Source organism: Streptococcus tangpeifui (assembly GCF_011038795.1).
Taxonomy (GTDB): domain Bacteria; phylum Bacillota; class Bacilli; order Lactobacillales; family Streptococcaceae; genus Streptococcus; species Streptococcus tangpeifui.
In genome coordinates, this window is record NZ_JAAKDU010000003.1 from 99,843 (window position 1) to 122,666 (window position 22,824).

General features: G+C 42.4%; 15 protein-coding genes. 13 read left to right on the top strand and 2 right to left on the bottom strand.

The window, feature by feature from the left end:
- The first annotated feature begins 214 nt into the window (after positions 1–214).
- Positions 215–4,615 carry a glycoside hydrolase family 70 protein gene (locus G7Y32_RS03730; protein WP_165210790.1) on the top strand — a complete coding sequence of 1,467 codons (4,401 nt, stop codon included), beginning with the start codon at positions 215–217 and terminating at the stop codon, positions 4,613–4,615.
- Between the two features lie 93 nt (positions 4,616–4,708).
- On the opposite strand, the gene G7Y32_RS03735 is transcribed toward G7Y32_RS03730, so the two are convergent.
- Entirely contained in the window at positions 4,709–5,680 is a 972-nt protein-coding gene (locus G7Y32_RS03735; RefSeq protein WP_165210793.1) for a KxYKxGKxW signal peptide domain-containing protein, read from the bottom strand.
- A 400-nt stretch (positions 5,681–6,080) separates the two neighbouring features.
- Positions 6,081–7,511, bottom strand: coding sequence for a KxYKxGKxW signal peptide domain-containing protein (locus tag G7Y32_RS03740; RefSeq protein ID WP_165210796.1), 1,431 nt, complete (start codon positions 7,509–7,511; stop codon positions 6,081–6,083).
- Between the two features lie 275 nt (positions 7,512–7,786).
- On the opposite strand from G7Y32_RS03740, the gene G7Y32_RS03745 reads away from it, so the two are divergent.
- From G7Y32_RS03745 to G7Y32_RS03800, 12 genes are all read left to right on the top strand, one after another.
- A complete protein-coding gene (locus tag G7Y32_RS03745; RefSeq protein WP_165210799.1) occupies positions 7,787–8,476 on the top strand; it encodes a YoaK family protein in 690 nt (229 codons plus the stop codon).
- Between the two features lie 683 nt (positions 8,477–9,159).
- Positions 9,160–10,065, top strand: coding sequence for a LysR family transcriptional regulator (locus G7Y32_RS03750; RefSeq protein ID WP_165210802.1), 906 nt, complete (start codon positions 9,160–9,162; stop codon positions 10,063–10,065).
- Positions 10,066–10,127: 62 nt separating this feature from the next.
- The gene (lspA, locus tag G7Y32_RS03755) at positions 10,128–10,592 is read left to right on the top strand and encodes a signal peptidase II (protein ID WP_165210805.1); all 465 of its coding nucleotides are present in this window, start codon (positions 10,128–10,130) and stop codon (positions 10,590–10,592) included.
- A complete protein-coding gene (locus G7Y32_RS03760) occupies positions 10,576–11,475 on the top strand; it encodes an RluA family pseudouridine synthase (protein ID WP_165210808.1) in 900 nt (299 codons plus the stop codon). The genes lspA and G7Y32_RS03760 overlap by 17 nt, the downstream gene beginning before the upstream one ends.
- Positions 11,476–11,922: 447 nt before the next feature.
- Positions 11,923–12,444, top strand: a complete 522-nt coding sequence (gene pyrR, locus G7Y32_RS03765; protein WP_165210811.1) for a bifunctional pyr operon transcriptional regulator/uracil phosphoribosyltransferase PyrR — start codon at positions 11,923–11,925, stop codon at positions 12,442–12,444.
- 41 nt (positions 12,445–12,485) lie between these two features.
- A complete protein-coding gene (locus G7Y32_RS03770; protein ID WP_165210814.1) occupies positions 12,486–13,748 on the top strand; it encodes a uracil-xanthine permease family protein in 1,263 nt (420 codons plus the stop codon).
- Between the two features lie 6 nt (positions 13,749–13,754).
- Positions 13,755–14,681: an aspartate carbamoyltransferase catalytic subunit gene (locus G7Y32_RS03775; protein WP_165210817.1), complete on the top strand. Its 927-nt coding sequence runs from the start codon at positions 13,755–13,757 to the stop codon at positions 14,679–14,681.
- A gap of 224 nt (positions 14,682–14,905) precedes the next feature.
- Complete coding sequence (locus G7Y32_RS03780; RefSeq protein ID WP_165210820.1) at positions 14,906–15,994, top strand: carbamoyl phosphate synthase small subunit; 1,089 nt, start codon at positions 14,906–14,908, stop codon at positions 15,992–15,994.
- A gap of 237 nt (positions 15,995–16,231) precedes the next feature.
- Positions 16,232–19,411, top strand: a complete 3,180-nt coding sequence (gene carB, locus G7Y32_RS03785) for a carbamoyl-phosphate synthase large subunit (protein ID WP_165210823.1) — start codon at positions 16,232–16,234, stop codon at positions 19,409–19,411.
- Between the two features lie 858 nt (positions 19,412–20,269).
- Positions 20,270–20,656 (top strand): hypothetical protein, encoded by a 387-nt coding sequence (locus G7Y32_RS03790; RefSeq protein WP_165210826.1) that lies wholly within the window; start codon positions 20,270–20,272, stop codon positions 20,654–20,656.
- Between the two features lie 172 nt (positions 20,657–20,828).
- A complete protein-coding gene (locus tag G7Y32_RS03795; RefSeq protein WP_165210829.1) occupies positions 20,829–21,122 on the top strand; it encodes a hypothetical protein in 294 nt (97 codons plus the stop codon).
- Between the two features lie 888 nt (positions 21,123–22,010).
- Positions 22,011–22,817 (top strand): Cof-type HAD-IIB family hydrolase, encoded by an 807-nt coding sequence (locus tag G7Y32_RS03800; protein WP_165210832.1) that lies wholly within the window; start codon positions 22,011–22,013, stop codon positions 22,815–22,817.
- The last annotated feature ends 7 nt before the right edge of the window (positions 22,818–22,824 follow it).

Sequence of the window (22,824 nt, forward strand, 5' to 3'; positions counted from 1 at the left end):
TGACATAAATTTTGAAAAAGGAAGTCATCTGAAAACGTTTACGAGAGATTTTCCGGCAATTTTTCTTTTAAAATCAACAAGAAAACGTTTAACATAATTGTCAATAACTAGAAATAATTTTAAAATTATGTTAGAATAGCTTGACGATTAAAATAGTTTAACTATTAAAAAAGTTAGACATCGTTACTTTTTTCAAATTAGGAGGACTCCCTTGATGGAGAAGAATGTACACTACAAGATGCACAAGGTCAAAAAGAGATGGGTAACTATTTCTGTTGCATCTGCCACTATGCTTGCTTCAGCACTCGGTGCTTCAGTAGCCAGTGCTGATACGGACGCCGCAGCAACTGATGCGAACAATGCTGCAAATGCTGCGGTAGCAGGAGATCAGGCAGTTAGCGGCCAAGATAATCAGGCTGCACCCCTTCCTGCCACTGCGACATCAGAAGATGCTGGTTCAACTGAAGAAGTAGCAGTTAACCAAGACGCTCAGGTCGCAAACACTGATGGGCAAGAAGCTCAATGGGTTCCTAGCACAGATAATAATTCAGAAGTCTCTGATGCTGTGACGCCTCAAGCTGCTGTAGCTGCAACTGATGCCCAATCTGTTCCCCAAGCCTTGACTAATCTGTCAAACGTCAAACAGGTTGATGGAAAGTATTATTATTACGATGCTGATGGGAATGTGAAAAAGAATTTCGCTGTCAGTGTTGGTGATGCTATTTTTTACTTTGATGAAACCGGCGCTTATAAAGATACATCAAAAGTAGGTGCTGACAAGACTTCGTCTTCGGCTAATCAGACAACAGCAACATTTGCGGCTAATAACCGTGCTTACAGCACAGCAGCAGAAAACTTTGAAGCTATTGATAACTATCTGACAGCTGACTCATGGTATCGTCCAAAATCCATCTTGAAAGATGGCAAAACTTGGACAGAATCGACCAAAGATGATTTCCGTCCGCTTTTGATGGCTTGGTGGCCTGATACCGAAACAAAACGTAACTATGTCAACTACATGAACAAGGTTGTCGGTATTGACAAAACTTATACCGCCGAAACTAGCCAAGCTGATTTGACAGCAGCAGCAGAATTAGTTCAAGCGCGTATTGAGCAAAGAATTACAAGTGAAAAGAATACTAAATGGCTTCGCGAGGCAATTTCTGCCTTTGTTAAGACCCAACCGCAATGGAATGGTGAAAGTGAAAAACCTTATGATGACCACCTGCAAAATGGTGCTCTCAAGTTCGACAATGAAACAGCTTTAACACCTGATACTCAGTCTGGTTACCGTATTCTTAACCGCACGCCGACCAACCAAACGGGTTCTTTGGATCCTCGTTTCACCTTCAACCAAAATGATCCGCTTGGAGGCTACGAGTATCTCTTGGCTAACGATGTGGACAACTCCAACCCAGTTGTACAAGCTGAAAGCCTGAACTGGTTGCACTACCTTCTTAACTTCGGTAGTATTTATGCTAATGATCCAGAAGCCAACTTTGACTCTATCCGTGTCGATGCGGTGGATAATGTTGATGCCGATCTATTGCAAATCTCTAGCGACTACCTTAAGTCTGCTTACAAGATTGATAAAAATAATAAAAATGCCAACGACCATGTTTCTATCGTAGAAGCATGGAGTGATAATGATACACCTTATCTTCACGATGAAGGTGACAACCTCATGAATATGGATAACAAGTTCCGTTTGTCAATGCTTTGGTCATTGGCTAAGCCACTTGATAAACGTTCTGGCTTGAATCCGTTGATTCACAACAGTGTGGTTGACCGTGAAGTTGATGATCGTGAAGTGGAAAAAATTCCAAGTTATAGCTTTGCTCGTGCCCACGATAGTGAAGTACAAGATTTGATTCGTGATATCATCAAGGCAGAAATTAATCCAAATTCATTTGGATATTCATTCACTCAAGAAGAAATTGATCAGGCCTTCAAGATCTACAACGAAGACTTGAAGAAGACCAACAAGAAATATACGCACTACAATGTGCCGTTGTCTTACACTCTGCTCCTAACAAATAAAGGCTCTATCCCACGTATTTACTACGGAGATATGTTTACTGACGATGGCCAATACATGGCTAACAAGACCGTGAACTACAATGCCATCGAGTCCCTTTTGAAGGCACGGATGAAGTATGTTTCAGGTGGACAAGCCATGCAAAACTACCAAATTGGTAATGGTGAAATCTTGACATCTGTCCGTTACGGTAAGGGTGCTCTTAAACAAAGCGATAAGGGTGATGCAACAACTCGCACATCAGGTATCGGTGTTGTTATGGGGAACCAGCCAAACTTTAGTTTGGAAGGTAAAGTAGTAGCCCTCAATATGGGTGCTGCCCATGCTAATCAAGAATACCGTGCCCTTATGGTATCAACTAAAGACGGTGTTGCTACCTACGCTACAGATGCAGATGCTAGCAAGGCTGGTATGATTAAGCGTACGGATGAAAATGGTTATTTGTACTTCTTGAATGACGACCTTAAAGGTGTGGCTAACCCACAAATTTCTGGTTTCCTTCAAGTTTGGGTACCAGTTGGTGCACCAGCTGACCAAGATATCCGTGTTGCAGCTAGCGATGCCGCAAGCACAGATGGCAAATCCCTTCACCAAGATGCTGCTATGGACTCACGCGTTATGTTTGAAGGTTTCTCTAACTTCCAAGCTTTCGCAACCAAGGAAGACGAATATACTAATGTTGTCATTGCTAAAAACGTTGACAAATTCGTTTCATGGGGAATCACAGACTTCGAAATGGCACCACAGTACGTGTCATCTACAGACGGTCAATTCCTTGATTCTGTTATCCAAAACGGTTATGCCTTTACTGACCGCTATGACCTTGGTATGTCTAAGGCAAATAAATATGGTACCGCAGAACATCTCGTTAAAGCCATTAAAGCGCTTCATAAAGCTGGACTAAAAGTTATGGCAGACTGGGTTCCAGACCAAATGTATACCTTCCCTAAAAAAGAAGTGGTTACCGTTACTCGGACAGATAAATTTGGTAAACCAATTGCTGGCAGTCAAATCAACCATACTCTTTATGTAACAGATACTAAAGGCTCTGGTGATGACTACCAAGCTAAATACGGTGGTGCCTTCCTTGATGAATTGAAGGAGAAATATCCTGAACTCTTCACCAAGAAACAAATTTCTACCGGTCAGGCAATAGATCCATCTGTTAAGATTAAACAATGGTCTGCTAAATACTTCAATGGCAGCAATATCCTTGGACGCGGTGCTAACTATGTCCTCAGCGACCAAGCAAGCAATAAGTATTTCAACGTTGCAGAAGGTAAGGTCTTCTTGCCAGGTGCTATGCTTGGAAAAGTTGTTGAGTCAGGTATTCGCTTCGATGGTAAAGGATATATCTATAACTCCAGCACAACTGGTGAGCAAGTTAAGGATAGCTTCATCACCGAAGCAGGAAATCTTTACTACTTCGGTAAAGACGGATACATGGTTATGGGTGCTCAAAACATTCAAGGAGCCAATTATTACTTCCTCGCTAATGGTGCTGCCCTTCGCAATAGTATCTTCACTGATCAAGATGGTAAGAGCCACTACTACGCTAATGATGGTAAACGTTATGAAAATGGTTACTATCAATTTGGCAATGATAGCTGGCGCTACTTTGAAAACGGTGTAATGGCTGTTGGTGTAACACGAGTTGCCGGACACGACCAATACTTCGATAAGGATGGTATCCAAGCTAAGAACAAGATTATCGTTACTCGCGATGGTAAGGTTCGTTACTTCGATGAGCATAACGGTAATGCAGTAACCAATGCCTTCATTTCTGACCAAGCTGGTCACTGGTACTACCTTGGTAAAGATGGTGTTGCGGTTACCGGTGCGCAAACTGTTGGCAAACAACATCTCTACTTTGAGGCTAACGGTCAACAAGTCAAGGGTGATTTTGTAACAGCTAAAGATGGTAAACTGTACTTCTTTGATGCTGACTCTGGTGACATGTGGACTGATACCTTTGTCCAAGATAAGACTGGTCACTGGTTCTATCTTGGTAAGGATGGTGCAGCTGTTACTGGTGCACAAACTGTTCGTGGTCAAAAACTCTACTTCAAGGCTAATGGCCAACAAGTTAAAGGGGACATCGTCAAGGGCGCTGATGGTAAGATTCGTTACTATGATGCTAACTCAGGCGACCAAGTTTATAACCGCACTGTTAAGGGGTCAGATGGTAAGACTTATATCATCGGTAAAGATGGTGTAGCTATCACCCAAACCATTGCTAAAGGTCAAACCATCAAAGATGGATCAGTTCTCCGTTTCTACAGTATGGAAGGCCAATTGGTGACTGGCAGCGGCTGGTACTCAAACGCTCAAGGTCAATGGCTGTACGTTAAAAACGGCCAAGTCTTGACTGGTCTGCAAACAGTTGGTAGCCAGCGTGTCTACTTTGACGCAAACGGTATCCAAGCCAAAGGCAAAGCCGTAAGAACTTCTGATGGCAAACTTCGTTATTTTGATGCTAACTCAGGCAGCATGATTACGAATCAATGGAAAGAAGTTAACGGTCAGTATTATTATTTCGATAATAATGGCGTTGCCATCTACCGTGGTTGGAACTAATAAAGGTTGTAAAATCACAGCTATTTAAAAGACTTCCTCACTCGAGGAAGTCTTTTTTATTTGTTAGAGTAGTTTTGGATTTGGATAAGGTCGTTAAGCTTTAGTTGCAATACCATTGGCGTCGATATTATATTTTTGACTGCCATCGTAGATGCTTGTATTACGCAGCATATCACCTGTATTGAGGTCGAAGTAGCGGTAATTGTTACCATCCGTATTGACTAGTTTTCCTTTAACTTGTTGATGGTTATAGGTATTAAACATGAGGGTACGACCATCAGGAGTGGTTGTCAGTCCGGACGCTACAGAACCATCAGCTTGGTAATAGAGCCAAGCAATACCTACCTTGGCACCTGGTGCAACACCGCGGTAGTCCTGAGTATCAATTTGGCGGAAGCGATCTTTCCACATATCACCTGTGTCTTGGTCGAAGTAGTATTCTTTTCCATCAATCTTCACAGTGTCGCCTTTTACTTGTTTACCCGTTGTGGTATCGAAATAGAGCGTTTGACCATTGATGCTTTGCAAACCTTTGGCCAAGCTGCCATCTTCATTAGCGTAATACCATGCATTATCGCCAGTTGTATAGAAACCAGTCTGCTTATCTTGATCAACCACATTGGCATCATCTTTGCTGATAATGGCGTGACTATCCCTGATTTTAGGACTAGCTTGCTCTTGCTGGGCATCATTCGTTTGAACTTGAACCGCATCTTGACTGGCTGCCTGAGCTTGATTAACAGCAGCAGCTACCTGTTCAGGTTGGCTAGGCTGATCAACGGCTTGCCATTTTTGCTCAGTATCCGTTTGAACCTGTTCAGTCCCAGAAACTGTTTCTTGGTCTGTTGCTGGCTGATTCTCTGCCTGAATATTTTGACCTTGTTGAGTCTCAGTAGGTTTAGTCACAACAGCAGCACTATCGCCACGTACTACGGTAGAATCTTGCTGGTCAGCTTTGACTGAACCAGAAGCCAGCAAAGCAGCCGACAGGACAGTAGTAGTACCAGCAATGGTTACCCAACGCTTTTTCACTTTGTGCATCGTATAAGTTCTCTTTCCTTGCATAAAATTTACCTCCTTATGCCCCTGTATTGTACCATACTGTGGAAAGCCTGTCGGCATCGTCTTTAAAACGATTACAGATTGTAACCTCGATGTGATAAATCTCATTTTTTAGCAAGAAAATTAATCTTCAAGAAAACTTAAAGTGTAGTCGAGTTATCCCGGATCAGACTAGTCGACGAGTCACAGACATCCTTAACTATTCAGCGAATAATTAGGTCTCTAGATAAAGTCAGCGACAGACTATAATACTGAAGATTGGTAAGGCTAGGTCAATAAATAGCATTTTGATTTTTAAAGAGTAGTAAATTCTAGAAAAGGGGCTCATGATTTTATGGAAAGAGAAAAAGCAGACCCGAATGCGGTCTGCCGCTAAGATTTGGAGAAATTAAGTGTTAAATGATTAGTTTGTTTTCACCCAATTCCACTTGTCGTTGGCATCTTTTTTGTAAACAGATACGCTGCCATCATAATTTCGGCGATAGCCATCATCAGCAGTTCCGTCAGCGCTTAGATGAATCCAACCATCTTCGATTTTAATTCTTTGATTCGTAACCATTGCACCATTCTCACCAAAATAGTAGAGGTTGCCATCATGTCCAACAAGTCTATTTATAGCTTGTTCACCGTAAAGGGGGGAGAAGAAAAGTTTTTGACCATTGATCGTCTGCATGCCAGTCGCTGGCAGACCGTCCTGACCGATATAAACCCAGGCATTGTAGTGAAAAGAATGCGGATCATTGTAGAAGTCCTTTTGCTCAAAATGGCCGTGCTGTTGCGTATCTTCTGGATGATCAGGTGTTGTTTTAGTAGCGTGACCATCTTCGTTAAGATGATAGGTAATACCTTTGATAGTTATGTCGGTATTTGTCAGCATTTCGCCAGTATCTGGATCAAAATAATAGTCGTGTCCGCTAATAGTTTGAAGGCGTCCTTTAACTTGAGCTCCTATATTGCGTTTAAAATATGGGGTATTTATGACTTTATCTGGAGTTATGAAGTACATCTCTCTACCGTCGATAGTTTGCCACCCAGTACGCATGCTGCCATCTGCTCCGAAATAATACCAATCAGGATATTTGCTATTATCAGAATCATAGCTTGTTATTTGAGCAAAACGGTTAGTCCACATTTCACCGGTATCTGGATCAAAATGGTAGGTGTCTCCATCAAGCGTGACATTAACCCCTTTAGCTTGAGTGCCGTTTTTGTCGAAGTAAAGTCGCTGTCCATTAATATTCAGCCAGCCAGTCACCTTTTGCTTATTGGCATCAAGGAAGTACCACTTCCCATTTTTTTCATTGAATGAATTAGCAGCTTGGCTGTTGTTGGGCGCTTGGATGGTTAACCCAGCAGGCTGAGCTGGAGTTGCTGGTTGAGCTGCCTGATTGTTGGCTGGTGCCTCTTGTTTTTGGTTTGCTTGGTCATTTTGAGCGGCGGCTTGATTGGCAACTTGCCCCTCTTGTTTCTCAGCGACTTGGTTATTTTGCTCTTCTTGTTTTTGCCTTTCCTGAATAGCTTCTTCAGCTTGACCTTGATCACCGCCTGATCCATCTTGACCAGGGGCTACTTCAGGAGTGCCTTGAACTGGTTTTTGTTCGGCAGCTGGAGCTTCTTGCTGCACAACAGGTGCTTGTTCTGCTTTTTGATCATCGGCCTGATTGATTTCGGTATTTTGCTGAGCAGCTGCCTGTTCTTGAGGAGCTGGGGTCACTTGGTCAGCACTGGCTTGACTGCCAGCTGCAAAAAGTGCTGTAGCAGCTGTTGCGGTTACCGCGATGGTCACCCAGTGCTTTTTAACTTTATGCAGTTTGTAATGTGTCTTCTCTTGCATAATTTTCCTCCTTAATACTAGGTGCAAGTAAAATTGTTCGAATAAATGGGGAGAGATTCCAAACAATTTAGACAATTAACGTGTTTTTGTCTGATTACTCAGACACTTGTATTTTAACATAGAAACAAGCTTACTTTAAGTTAGATTCCGGTAAATCAGGGAAATGATAGGAAAATGTAACTTTTGAAATAATTATCTCAATTGAGAATAAATTGTAAATTTCAATGAAAAGGGGTAAAATGAGCTTATAACAATTGGAGTAGGGATAAATCGAAATGGCAAAGAAACTTTCGGTAATGCCTCAAGACACGCGCCTGATGGCCTTTTTCTTAGGATCGGTTGGTGGTTGCCTTGATGTTTTTTCAAATATGCAATTCGGTACTTTGATTGCCACGCAAACAGGGAACATGCTTCTCTTAATTGCTGACTGGGGTCAAGGCCATCCTGAGCGAACAATTGCCAGCATTTTATCTCTGGTCTGCTTTACTGTGGGATTTTTATTGGGAATTCTTGTTAAGGAGCACGCTAAGAACGCTCATTGGCGGAGTCTGAGTGTCCTGCCCTTAGCCATAACCAGTTTTCTATACCCATTTTTTCCAAGGGACGAATTCTTCTGGATTCCGCTTTTATCTGCCAGCACAGGTCTTATGATGCTGACCTTCACGGGCACTAAGGTTCAAGACCATGCCTATGTTATTATGATGACCTCAGGGAACTACCGAAAGATGGTTACGGCCTGGTTTAATCTTTTTCGAGGCAAGGGCAATCACCGTCAGACCAAGCGTCAGGCTATCAACTACAGTATAGTCGTCGGTAGCTTTGTAGGCGGTGCCATTATCACAGGGATTTTGACCCATTTAGTAGGACCTTATGCTATCTGGTGTGTCAGCTTGGTCCTTCTGGCTATTATTATTGTCTACACGACCTTGGTTAAAGCCTATCACTTAGAAGATGAAAATATTTAAAAGGAGAGTGGGACTCAATCAGTAAATCGTGATAACATCGCGATTTTGATTTTTCCTGCTCTCTTATTTTAAACCCCAGATCTCTGCCACTTTCCTGTTTTTAGCTGGCAGGCTTTGGCAGTCTATCCCCAGACTGCCAAAGTCAACTGGAGCATTTTGACACTTGCTTTGCAAGCTTTATTTCCCGATTAAAAAGCTCTACCAGAGCGTTTTAACCCACCTCCCTCAAAAGGTCTGGGAGTTCTTTTGAGGTTGGAAATAAGATGAACAAAGTTCATCACATTAGATAACCTCCAACAGTTCCCCAAACTGTTGGAGCTATCACTTGAGTGGTAGTTAAACAGCCCAGTGGACTGTTTAAGGGAGCGCCTGAAAACGCCTGAAAATAGGAATGCGCCCCGAGATAAGGACTGTCAATCAGCAGTGGTTCATTGGTGCTAAAGTACCTAATGAACTGTGCAGGGGGAAGACTAAGTCGGTAAGCCAACAAGTCTTACTCCCAACCGCTGCGTCAATCTAGTAAATCTAGAACAAGGCTAAGAGTCTGAACTTTGGTCTCAGACTCTTTTTTAAGACCATTAATAAGGAACAAGGGAAATGCTAATAAATTTTTGTTATAATAATTCAGTAAGCTCACGAACGATTAAATTCTGAGCAATGATTGAAAGCAAGTAATAAGCAATATGAATATTCAACAATTACGCTATGTGGTAGCAATAGCTAACAGCGGAACCTTTCGAGAAGCTGCATCCAAACTTTTTGTCAGTCAACCCAGTCTTTCGGTGGCAGTCAAGGACTTGGAGTCTGAGTTAGGTTTTCAAATTTTTACGCGGACAACAACGGGAACTGTTTTGACTAGCCGAGGAATGGTTTTTTATGAGAAAGCTTTGGATGTTGTGCGGGGCTTCGACTCTTTTGAGAAGCAGTACACGAAGCCTGATGGTGATCACTATCAATTTTCTATCGCGAGTCAGCACTATGATTTTTTGCCGCCGTTGGTGACCACTTTTTCGCAGCGCTATCCAGATTATAAGGATTTTCGGATCTTTGAATCAACGACGGTTCAGATATTAGATGAGGTTGGTCAGGGGCACAGCGATATCGGCATTATCTACCTCAATCGCCAAAACAATAAAGGAATTCAGCAGAAGATGTCCAAGTTAGGCTTGGAAATGGTTGAATTGATTCCGTTTAAAACCCATATCTATCTGCGGAAAAATCACCCGCTGGCTCAGAAGACTAGCTTGACCATGGAGGATTTGGCTGGCCTGCCAACAGTTCGCTTTACCCAAGATAAGGATGAATACCCCTACTATTCAGAAAATTTTGTAGACACTAGTGACAGTTCGCTTATGTACAATGTAACAGACCGGGCTACTCTGAATGGCATTTTAGAGCGGACAGACGCCTATGCGACAGGATCGGGCTTCTTAGACAGTCGCAGTGTCAATGGGATTACAGTTATTCCCCTAGAAGATCATCTGGACAATAAAATGGTTTACGTTAAGCGGGTTGACACTAATCTCTCGACTTGTGCCCTTAAATTTATTGAGGTCATGACTGAGTATTTTAAAAGTTTTAAACCCTAGAAGCTAAGAAAGCTAGTGTCAGCGGACCTTTTAGCTGAATGTCGAGCAAGGAGTAAAAAAGCATGCGTAAGCTTATGATTCCATTGATGATTATCATATTAGTTATTTTGGATCAGTTGAGTAAATTTTGGGTGGTTGAGCATATCCGCCAGGGGGCTGTGCAAAAATTTTTACCGCCGATTTTTAGTTTAACCTATGTCCGCAATTATGGGGCTGCTTTTTCCATCCTGCAGAACCAACAATGGTTCTTTACCTTGATGACCATCCTAGTGATAGGAGTGGCAGTTCGATACCTTTGGAAACATTTATCTGGTTCTTTCTGGCTTGTCGGCGCTCTGACATTAATTATTGCTGGTGGGTTGGGGAACTTTATTGACCGATTGAGACTGGGTTATGTAGTTGATATGGTTCATCTTGATTTTATGGACTTTGCCATTTTTAATTTGGCAGATTCCTGCCTTAGTGTCGGCGTTTTACTATTAATTATTGCTTTTTGGAGAGAGGAGCAGCATGGAAGTCATTATTAATCAAGAGGGACAGCGACTGGACAAGGCGCTTGCGGATTTAACCAGTTTGTCGCGTTCTCAGGCCCATCAGGCCATCAAGAACGGTACTGTTCTGGTTAATAGCCAAGTCAAGAAGGCTAAGTACAGTGTCAAAGCTGGGGATATCATCACGTACGAAGAGCCTGAAGAAGAGGTTTTAGACTATGTCGCCCAAGACCTCCCTCTGGAAATTGTTTATGAGGATCAAGATGTTGCTGTCATTAACAAGCCTCAGGGAATGGTGGTTCATCCATCAGCCGGCCATCCGTCCGGCACTTTGGTTAATGCTCTCCTCTACCATATTAAAGATTTGTCCACCATTAATGGTGTGGTAAGACCTGGTATTGTCCATCGTATTGATAAGGATACTTCTGGTCTACTGATGATTGCTAAGAATGATCAAGCTCATCAAGCTTTGGCCGATGAGCTCAAGGATAAGAAGTCCTTGAGAAAGTATCTGGCTATTGTCCACGGTAATCTCCCCAATGATCGAGGACTGATCGAAGCACCGATTGGCCGTTCAGCCAAAGACCGAAAAAAACAAGCCGTTACTGCTAAAGGTAAACCAGCCGTGACGCATTTTCACGTCTTAGAACGATTTGGAAACTATACTCTGGTCGAATTGCGCCTAGAGACTGGCCGAACTCATCAAATTCGTGTTCACATGGCCTATATTGGTCACCCTATCGCTGGCGATCCTCTCTATGGACCTCGCAAAACGCTCAAGGGTCACGGGCAGTTTCTGCACGCCCAAACTCTCGGTTTCACCCACCCGACGACAGGAGAACTTCTTGAATTTTCTGTTCGGCCTCCGAAACTCTTCCAAGAGACCTTAGAGAACTTGCGTCAGAGTAGGTTGTCATAAAGTGTGTAACTTAAGGCCTCTTTGTTACACAGTCATATTTATGCAGCAAGGTTGAAAACTCTTCAAGAATGATAACACTTTGTGGATGAGGGCCAATTAGCTGTTTACTCCAGCCTCGATTTGTAGGAAAATGCATGTTTGTTCTATTCGTCAAGTGGACTTCCTGCACTGATGTTTTTGTTTTGACCATCAGAGTAACTTAAAAAATGAGGTGCTCAATGAGGTCGCAAAAGACTTACGGTTAATTCTTGCCTTAGCTAGTAGTTTTTGCTATAATGAGCCCAATGAATAAAATCCTTTAAAACTGTCCAGAGAGGCAGGCAAGGAGACAAGCTCAGAAAAAATGATAGGGTAGGCTGTACCCTTATCGCTTATTTTGTGTCATCTCCTTGCAAGGGCAGGGAGATTTTTTGTTCAAAAAAATTATTTTATAAGGAAGGATTTCTTATGAAGACAAAAGAAGTCGTCGATGACGTAACCATGAAGCGGGCTATCACCCGCATCACTTATGAGATTATTGAGCGCAATAAGAGTCTTGATAATCTTGTACTTGCAGGCATCAAGACTCGCGGCGTTTACATCGCTCGTCGGATTCAGGACCGCCTCAAACAGATTGAGGGGATTGATGTTCCAACGGGTGAATTAGATATTAAACCCTTCCGAGATGATGTCAAGGTTGAAAAAGACACGACAACAATGCCTGTTAACGTTACTGATAAGGATGTTATCCTAGTTGATGACGTTCTGTATACAGGACGAACAATTCGAGCTGCTATTGATAACTTAGTGAGCTTGGGACGGCCAGCTCGTGTCAGCTTAGCTGTTTTAGTTGACCGCGGTCACCGTGAATTGCCAATTCGAGCTGATTACGTCGGAAAGAATATTCCAACCAGCTCAGCAGAAGAAATTACTGTGGAAATGGTAGAGGTAGATGGAGCTGACCGTGTCACTATCAGTGATCCAAGTTAAGATAGAAACCTCCGAGGACAAGGATTAGTAAGGAAGTAGTTGTGCAAGAAATAACATACGATATTAGCGACATGCCCAAACCAGGGCTTCTCCTAGGCCTATCTTTCCAGCATCTTTTTGCCATGTTTGGCTCGACAGTGTTGGTACCAATCCTAGTAGGAATCGACCCTGCCATTGCTCTCTTCTCAAGTGGTCTGGGAACTCTGGCTCACTTAACTGTTACCAAGTATAAGATTCCAGCCTATATGGGTTCCAGCTTTGCTTACATAGCAACCATGCAAACCCTCTTGAAGACAGATGGGATGCCGGCAGTGGCTCAGGGAGCTATCTCAGGCGGCCTAGTTTATCTTTTGGTAGCTCTGATTGTTAAGTTTGCTGGTAAGGATTGGATCGATAAGATTTTGCCGCCCATTGTGGTTGGCCCCATTATCATGGTTATTGGACTTAGTCTGGCAACATCAGCTGTCAACAATGCCATGCTGAACGATGATAAATACAGCATTACAAGTTTGGTTGTTTCCATGGTTACGCTCTTTTCGGTTATTCTTTTTAGTATCTATGGGAAAAAGATTGTTGCTGTCATTCCGATTTTATTGGGTTTAATTGTTGGTTACTTCTTTGCTGTTGGACTGGGATTCTTAACAGGTCAAACAATTGTTGATTTTTCAGGAGTGACCAAGGCTTCCTGGTTAGATATCCCCAACTTCCATATCCTATTAGCTGACGGTCATTTTAAACTTTATCCGAGTGCTATTTTGACTATGGCTCCCATTGCTTTTGTTACCATGACTGAGCATTTCGGCCATGTCATGGTTCTCAACAGTTTAACGGGCCGCGATTTCTTTAAGGATCCTGGCTTGGAAAGAACTTTAACTGGGGATGGTTTAGCTCAAATTATTGCTGGTTTCTTCGGTGCTCCTCCGGTAACCTCCTATGGTGAAAATATCGGTGTTATGGCCCTCAATAAGATTTTCTCTGTTTATGTCATTGCCGGGGCTGCAGTAATTGCGGTAGTCATGAGCTTTATTGGTAAGATTTCGGCCCTCCTCCAGTCCATTCCAGTCGCTGTTCTGGGTGGCGTTTCTATCTCTCTCTTTGGGGTCATCGCTTCCAGCGGTTTGAAAATTCTAGTTGAGAACAAAGTCGATTTTGACAATAAGAAAAATCTCTTCATTGCTAGTGTTATTTTAGTGTCAGGGATTGGTGGGCTTATGTTACAAATCGCCCATCTCCAAATCACCAGTGTCGCTTTCTCAACACTTCTTGGTATTATTCTCTATCAAATTCTTCCAGAAAAGGACTAAAGACCTATGGCAGTAACAAATGGTATGGTCTCCCTCAAGCATCTGGTGACCATGGAAACTCTCTCCAATGAAGAAGTTCTCGGGCTGATTAAACGAGGCATGGCCTTTAAACAAGGAAAAGCTGACTTTCATTTGGACCGGCAATATTTTGCAGCAAATCTCTTCTTTGAAAGTTCAACTCGAACCCACAAATCCTTTGAGGTGGCTGAAAAAAAGCTGGGGCTGGATGTGATTGAATTCGATGCTAAGACCAGTTCTGTCAACAAGGGCGAGACTCTCTACGACACAATTCTGACTATGTCAGCTCTGGGGGTAGACATCTGTGTGGTTCGTCACTCCAAGGATGACTACTATAAGGAATTGATTGATAGCCGGACCATTCAGACTTCGATCATCAATGGCGGCGATGGCTCGGGTCAACATCCCAGTCAGAGTCTCTTAGACCTCATGACCATCTATCAAGAATTTGGCACTTTTGAGGATCTTAAAATTGCTATTGCTGGCGATATTACTCATTCGCGCGTAGCCAAGTCCAACATGCAAATTCTTAAGCGTCTTGGGGCCCAGCTCTATTTCTGCGGTCCAAAGGAGTGGTACTCGCACGAATTCGATGTGTATGGCCAATACGTCACTATTGATGAGATTGTAGAACAGGTTGATGTCATGATGTTCCTGCGGGTACAGCATGAACGCCATGATGGTAGTGAATCTTTCTCAAAAGAAGGCTACCACCGTCTCTATGGTTTGACTAAAGAACGCTATAATCGCTTGAAAGAAGAGGCTATTATCATGCATCCAGCTCCAGTCAATCGTGATGTAGAAATCAAAGATGACTTGGTCGAAGCGCCTAAGTCTCGGATTGTAGCCCAGATGCAAAATGGGGTTTTTGTCCGTATGGCGATTATCGAAGCCGTTCTGAGAGGGAAAGCTTAGGCTAAATTGGAATTTAGAATTATTTGATTAATAATGTAAACCATTTAATTGAGTATGAGCTAAAATTTTAGTAAAAAGATAAACTGCCTTGTGCTTTGGCAGCATAGTGTCAGTTTCCTATTTTATACAGATTTTTCAACGCTCTTTGTATCTTAAATAAAGGAGAAAACAAGTTCATTCTTGCAAGTTTTTGCAGAATATGACCTTGTCCTGAGGATAGATTTATGACAAAAAGACTATTAATTTTAGAAGATGGTACGATTTTTGAAGGTCAAGCCTTCGGAGCTGGGATTGATGTGACCGGTGAAATTGTCTTCAATACTGGTATGACTGGTTATCAGGAATCCATCACCGACCAGTCCTATAACGGTCAAATTTTAACCTTCACTTATCCTTTGATCGGGAATTATGGTATCAACCGTGATGACTATGAGTCCATTACACCAACCTGTAAAGGAGTAGTTGTGGCGGAAAGTGCCAGACGAGCCAGCAATTGGCGTAATCAAATGTCTCTGGATGAATTTTTAAAATCCAAGAATATTCCAGGGATTTCTGGTATTGATACTCGTGCTCTGACCAAGATTATCCGTCGACATGGTACTATGAAGGCAACCTTGGCTAATGCAGGCGATACCATTGAACACCTACAGGATCAATTACGAGCGACAGTTCTGCCGACCAATAATATCGAACAGGTCTCTACCAAGGCAGCTTACCCAGCTCCCGGTGTTGGCAAAAACATTGTTTTGGTAGACTTTGGGCTCAAACATTCCATTCTGCGGGAATTTTCTAAACGTAGCTGTAATGTGACTGTTGTCCCTTACAATACGACAGCTGAAGAAATCCTCAACCTCAATCCAGACGGTGTCATGCTGTCTAACGGGCCGGGGAACCCTGAGGATGTGCCTGAAGCTCTGGACATGATCCGGGGAGTCCAAGGCAAGATTCCTATTTTTGGTATCTGCATGGGACATCAGCTCTTTAGCTTGGCTAACGGTGCTAGAACCTATAAGATGAAGTTTGGGCATCGGGGCTTTAATCATGCAGTGCGTGAAATTGCTACAGGGCGGGTTGATTTTACCAGTCAGAATCACGGTTATGCTGTTGATCGCGAGACCTTACCGGATAGTCTGATTGTCACTCATGAAGAGATTAATGATAAGTCTGTCGAAGGGGTTCGTCATCGCTACTATCCAGCGTTTTCGGTTCAGTACCATCCAGATGCTGCCCCAGGTCCTCATGATGCCAGCTATCTCTTTGATGAGTTTTTGGAATTGATTGATGCTTTCAAATTAGAGAAAGCTATCCGCTAATATTTAATGTTGTACAGTGAGACGACGAATAGTAGAAAGGAGAAGTTCGGTTAGCGTTCCTAACTGAACATGGGACTAAATCCTTAGGAAAAAAGAGACGTAGCTGTTGGTGCTTTGGCACTTTACAGATATAGATACTTAGCAGTGTAAAACTTCCTAGGTGTTGACCTCTGCGCCAGATTTCCTATTTTTCTACAGGATTTTTTGCAAGCAAACTGTCCCTTTGTATCTTGTATTATGCCAAAACGTTCTGATATTTCTAAAATTATGGTCATCGGGTCTGGTCCAATTATTATTGGTCAGGCTGCTGAGTTTGACTACGCTGGTACCCAAGCCTGCCTAGCTCTGCGTGAAGAAGGTTATGAGGTTGTCTTGGTTAACTCGAACCCAGCCACTATCATGACCGATAAAGAAATCGCCGACAAGGTCTATATTGAACCTATCACGACCGAATTTGTGACCCGCATTTTGCGCAAGGAAAGGCCAGACGCCCTCTTGCCAACTCTTGGTGGCCAGACCGGGCTCAATATGGCTATGGAACTGTCTAAAGCGGGTATTCTGGATGAGCTGGGTGTTGAACTTCTAGGAACCAAGCTTTCAGCTATTGATCAGGCTGAAGACCGTGACCTCTTCAAGCAGCTCATGGAAGATTTGGAGCAACCGATTCCTGAATCACAGATTGTTAATACTGTTCAGGAGGCCTTAGATTTTGCGGCCGAGATTGGCTACCCTGTCATTGTCCGCCCTGCCTTCACTCTGGGAGGTACCGGTGGCGGTATGTGTACCAATAAAGAAGAATTGCGTGAAATTGCCGAGAATGGCCTGAAGCTCTCGCCTGTTACACAATGCTTGATTGAGAGATCCATCGCTGGTTTCAAGGAAATTGAATACGAGGTTATGCGGGATAGTGCTGACAATGCTTTAGTGGTCTGTAACATGGAAAATTTCGACCCTGTTGGTATCCACACAGGAGATTCCATTGTGTTTGCCCCAACTCAGACGCTGTCCGATATTGAAAATCAGATGCTGCGGGATGCCAGTCTAAAAATCATTCGTGCCCTTAAGATCGAAGGTGGCTGTAATGTCCAGCTGGCTCTGGATCCTCACAGTTTTAAATACTATGTCATCGAGGTTAATCCGCGGGTATCGCGTTCTTCAGCACTGGCTTCTAAGGCAACAGGTTACCCTATTGCTAAATTGGCTGCTAAAATTGCAGTTGGATTGACACTTGATGAGATGATCAATCCAGTAACTGGCACGACATATGCCATGTTTGAACCAGCCCTTGACTATGTTGTGGCAAAGATTCCCCGTTTTCCATTTGATAAGTTTGAAAATGGAGAACGCCGCCTAGGAACACAGATGAAGGCGACGGGTGAAGTCATGGCTATCGGCCGCAATATTGAAGAAAGTCTGCTCAAGGCTTGCCGTTCGCTGGAAATCGGTGTTCACCACAATGAGATGCCAGAATTAGCGACAGCTAGTGATGACCAGCTTTTCGAGAAGATTGTCAAAGCTCAGGATGACCGACTTTTCTACATTTCGGAAGCTATCCGTCGCGGTTTTAGCATTGAAGAAATTTCAGACTTGACCAAGATTGATATCTTCTTCTTGGATAAGTTGCTCCATATTTTTGAATTGGAGCAAGAGTTGCAAAAGAATGTTGGCAATCTTGATATCTTGAAAGAAGCTAAACGTTTTGGTTTTGGTGACAGAAAAATTGGTCAACTTTGGGGAATGGCTGCCGCAGACATTCGCCAGTTGCGCTTAGATAATAATATTATTCCTGTTTACAAAATGGTTGATACCTGTGCCGCAGAATTTGAATCTGCGACTCCATATTTCTACTCAACCTATGCCTTTGAAAATGAATCAATCAAATCAGATAAGGAATCAGTTATCGTACTGGGTTCTGGCCCAATTCGCATCGGTCAAGGGGTGGAATTTGACTATGCAACCGTTCACTCAGTTAAAGCCTTGCAGGCAGCTGGTTATGAAGCCATTATCATGAATTCCAATCCAGAGACCGTCTCGACTGACTTTTCTGTATCCGATAAGCTCTATTTCGAACCTCTCACTTTCGAAGATGTCATGAATGTCATTGATTTAGAGCAGCCTAAGGGGGTTATCGTACAGTTTGGCGGTCAGACCGCTATCAATCTGGCTGAACCATTGTCTAAGGCTGGTGTTAAAATCTTAGGAACCCAAGTGGCTGATTTAGATCGAGCAGAAGACCGTGACCTTTTTGAACAGGCTCTACAAGACCTTGATATTCCGCAGCCACTGGGTCACACAGCTACCAACGAAGAAGAAGCAGTAGCTGCAGCCCGTCAAATCGGCTTCCCAGTATTGGTTCGTCCTTCCTATGTCCTTGGCGGTCGTGCTATGGAAATTGTTGAAAACGAAGACGACCTTCGCTCTTACATGAGAACAGCGGTTAAGGCGAGTCCAGATCATCCTGTTCTTGTCGACTCTTATCTGGTTGGTCGTGAGTGTGAAGTCGATGCCATATCAGATGGTAAGAATGTCCTCATTCCGGGGATCATGGAACATATCGAACGAGCCGGGGTTCACTCAGGAGACTCTATGGCTGTTTACCCACCGCAAACCTTCTCTCAAGAGATCATCGATACCATTACCGACTATACCAAGCGTCTGGCTATCGGCCTTAATTGCTATGGTATGATGAACATTCAGTTTGTCATTCACGACGAAAGAGTTTATGTCATCGAGGTTAATCCACGCGCCAGCCGGACCGTGCCATTTTTATCCAAGGTAACAGATATTCCAATGGCTCAGGTAGCAACTAAGCTGATCTTAGGGCAAAGCTTAGCTGATTTAGGCTATCAGGACGGTCTCTATCCTGAGAGTGATCGAGTTCATGTCAAGGCCCCTGTCTTCTCCTTTACCAAATTGGCTAAAGTAGACAGCCTCTTAGGCCCTGAAATGAAATCAACTGGTGAAGTTATGGGGTCAGATAAAACCTTAGAAAAAGCCCTCTATAAAGCTTTCGAAGCCAGTTATCTTCACCTACCAACCTTCGGTAATGTCATCTTCACTATTGCAGATGATACCAAAGAAGAGGCTCTGGAGCTGGCGCGCCGCTTTGATGCTATCGGCTATGGTATCTATGCAACAGCTGGAACTGCCCGCTATTTCAAAAAACATGGTTTAAATTCAGTCATTGTTGATAAGCTAGGTGATAACGATGACAATGACATTCCAGCCCTGGTTCGGACCGGTGTTGTCCAGGCCATTGTTAACACGGTTGGTACCAAGCGAACAGCAGATGAAGATGGTCAGACTATCCGTAGCTCGGCCATTGAAGCAGGTGTTCCTCTCTTTACTGCACTGGATACGGCAGATGCTATGGTTAGAGTACTGGAAAGCAGGAGCTTTACAACTCAAGCTATTTAGAGAACCTTAGAATTTTTTATTATCAACTTAAGACTGGGAGAATTTCTCAGTCTTTTTTAGAAGTCTGAAAATGCAACTGGCTGTACTGATGATTTTGATAAAGTGATGCGTGAAGCAGCCAAATCGGCGTACTTTTAGCCTCTTGATCGTCAAACAGTTTACAGTCGCTGACAAATGAATAACATTATTTTTATCCTCAAAAAAATCGCAGTCAGACTAGGTGACAAGCCACAGAGTGTTTAAGCTATTCAGTGGGTAGTTTGAAATTGAGGATAAGGCAAGTGACAAGTTTGCAAGATTGAAGGTATGGCAAGGTGAAGATGACAATGTATCATTTGGACTTTAAAGAAGATTTGGTCAGTTTCACATCGAAGAAATTCTATAATCCCCCAACTAACCGATAGATTGTTAGAATTTAGGGAATTAAAAAGACGAAAAATTTTAAAAAAAGTCGATTCACGACATATTTTGGCCGTTTCACGACATTTTCGTGCACAAAGTAAAAAATAGGTTATACTGTCATTGTTGGATGCAATAGTTGAAGCTTGTTAGTATTTTTGATTGGTGATTAACTCAACAAGCTTCCTGACTCCTTCTTTATTTAAATCAACTCGGGTCCTTTGCTACTTTAGGCCCGAGTGATTCTTTACTCCCAAATAGTAAAAGGAGAGGCCGTATGGGTGCTTTCCTTTTGCTTTATTTACTAGTTTATACTCAAAGAAAATCAGTAATAGATAAGACGACGAAGCATAGACAGTACTGGGTTACGGCAAGCTGAAGCCAACGGGATATAGTTTTGATTTTTAAAGAGTATTAGCTTAATGTGCAATGCCACAGTCTTATAGGAGGTAGCGGCGAATGAGAACCTATCGGAGGTTTACTGTAACCAGCCTTATCACCCTAATGCTCATTATCTGGCTGGGATTTTTCTTGTCGATTGCCCTATGGAAGATTATCTTTCTAGGAGTAATTAATTTTATCCTAGACTATTTGGCCTACCGTGTAGCTTATGAGGAATCTTCTGGCAGTGAATTAACGTTGCGAGAAACATTACAAGGATTTTATCGGCTGATCGGCAATAAGTACTCACTAGTATTTTTAGGTCTTGTACTTATTACAGTCATCTACGATTATGTGACCCACAAACCTCAGATTGATAACTATTTCTTTATCAGTCTTCTCATAATGACTTGTGGGATTCAGTTTATCAGCGCTTCCAATGGTAGATCTAAGAAGTGCCAATAACATCCCAATCAGCTTATTCTTCTAATCTTATTTAATAAAATTAACAAAAATAAGTAATTGAGATGTTATTTTGGGATGGTAAAGTGTTAGAGTGGGTTTTCGATAATAGTTGTTAATTGAAAGTTAATTATTGTTAAAAATTTAGGTGATATTTATTTTATGGAGAAAAGTGATGAAAGCAAGTTATAAAGGAAAATTAATTGATGTCTGGCGAATTAGCAAGGCCGCTCCTTATCCTGCTTGGGTGGCAGAGGCCTTTAAAAAGAAGTGTTTGACTTGGAGGGATAGCAAGAATTTGCAGGTTCTGATTCCAGCTTTGGATCCTAATTGGGCTAGTGACAGCCATTTTTATGGCTATGGTATGTATGCAACAGCTCAGGTTGGTGATGTTATCGACCATACCAATGGACGGATTATTCCTGCTGAACGTTTCGAGCAAGCTTATCGTACTATTGGTGATTGGTAATAAACTTACCTAGAGATGGGGATGATTTTACGATAGGCTTATCCTCACCTTAGCTTTTTAATCAGTGTGAAAGTTTCTGCTGGCGGCAATTTTGGATTTTTCATGAGAGTGAGACAAAATCAGTAGGAGAATAGCAGTAAAAAACTCAAAAGTTGAAATTTTAGTTTGTATTCCTACCTCCGCACAGTTTAATCAAGATCCAAAGCCGTTAAGTCATGCAAAGGAATTTAGGAAATCTCCTAGGTGATAAAATACTTAGGAGATTTTTTATATTATCAGTAGACATATTTGTAAGGAGCTGAGCGCCAGCAGCTATGTCTCTAATTCTACAGTATGGTAGGCATGTTCAATTTTAGCTCTCAAACAGTTCAGTGACTGTTTAAGAGGGGTGTCTGAAAATGAGGAAAGTCTCCCAAGCATATTTTTGTAGACGCTTTCTTTTAGGCTTTTAAAGAAGGAAAATGAGCAATGGCCGATTCAAAAAGGACGACTGAAGCCTTGACCAGCTTTTTTCTAATCTTATCTATTATCATTATCCCGTGTATTTGGGGGACTTATTTACAGTGCACTAGCGATTTCTGATAGTGAAAGTCGGATGTTAGACTGGTGCCTGTAGGAATATTTTTGGCCCTTTCAGTACTTTTAGTTTGAGGATGATGTCTATTAAAAAATTATGAGTGACCCCCAAACAGTCTAAATCATCACTTCTGTCTAGTTTAATGATATAAATTGGATGTTTCAATCAGTTCAGCATTTCGTCTCGGTTTTATAGCTGAGATTTTTTAACAGTCTAAATCATAGGATTCTATCAGTATTTCCCTAGATAGTATAAGTTTTATGAGTGAAATCGTGCTATACTCCTATTACTATTGGAAGAAGGAGCAAAATATGATTAAGGTAATTGCGACCGATATGGATGGAACCTTTTTAAGAGATGATAAAACCTTTGATCGCCAGCGATTTGCCCGGGTTCTCAAGAAGTTAGAGGAACGAGATATTAAGTTTGTTATTGCTAGCGGCAATCAGCATTGCCAGTTGCGGTTGAATTTTCCGCAATACGATCACAGATTGACCTATGTGTCAGAAAATGGTTCTCATGTTGTGACAGAAAATCAAACGATCTGGGAAAATTTTATCGAGCGGCAGACAGCTCTTGACTGTTTGAATTTTCTTAAAGAAAACTTCCCTCAAGCTCTAAATATGGTTATCTGTAAAGATATGGCTTATTTATTGACAGATGCCGATCCTAAAACGATTGATGTGCTTAAGAGTTATTTGTTGCCAAAAATGCAACTGGTCGAGCGTTTTGAGCAAATGCCAGAGGATCCTATTTTTCAGCTGACGGTCTGGGTTCCTGAAGAATTAACCCAGCAAGTTGTGACGGAAGTTTCTCAGACTTTTGCTGACCGAAATTTGACAGGGACCTCCAGTGGTCCCGGAAGCGTTGATATCATCATCTCTGGTATGCATAAGGGGAAAGGGCTGAGCTATCTTCTTGATTATTGGGGGCTGGAAGCAGCTAATCTCATGTGTTTTGGTGATGGTGGCAATGATATTGAGATGCTAAAGCTGGCCGGTCAATCCTATGTCATGGCCAATGCACCAGAAAGCATTAAGGAGTTTGGACAGTTAGCACCATCGAATAATGAAGATGGGGTCTTACAGGTTATTGAAAACTATCTAGATAGGTTGTGAGAAGAAA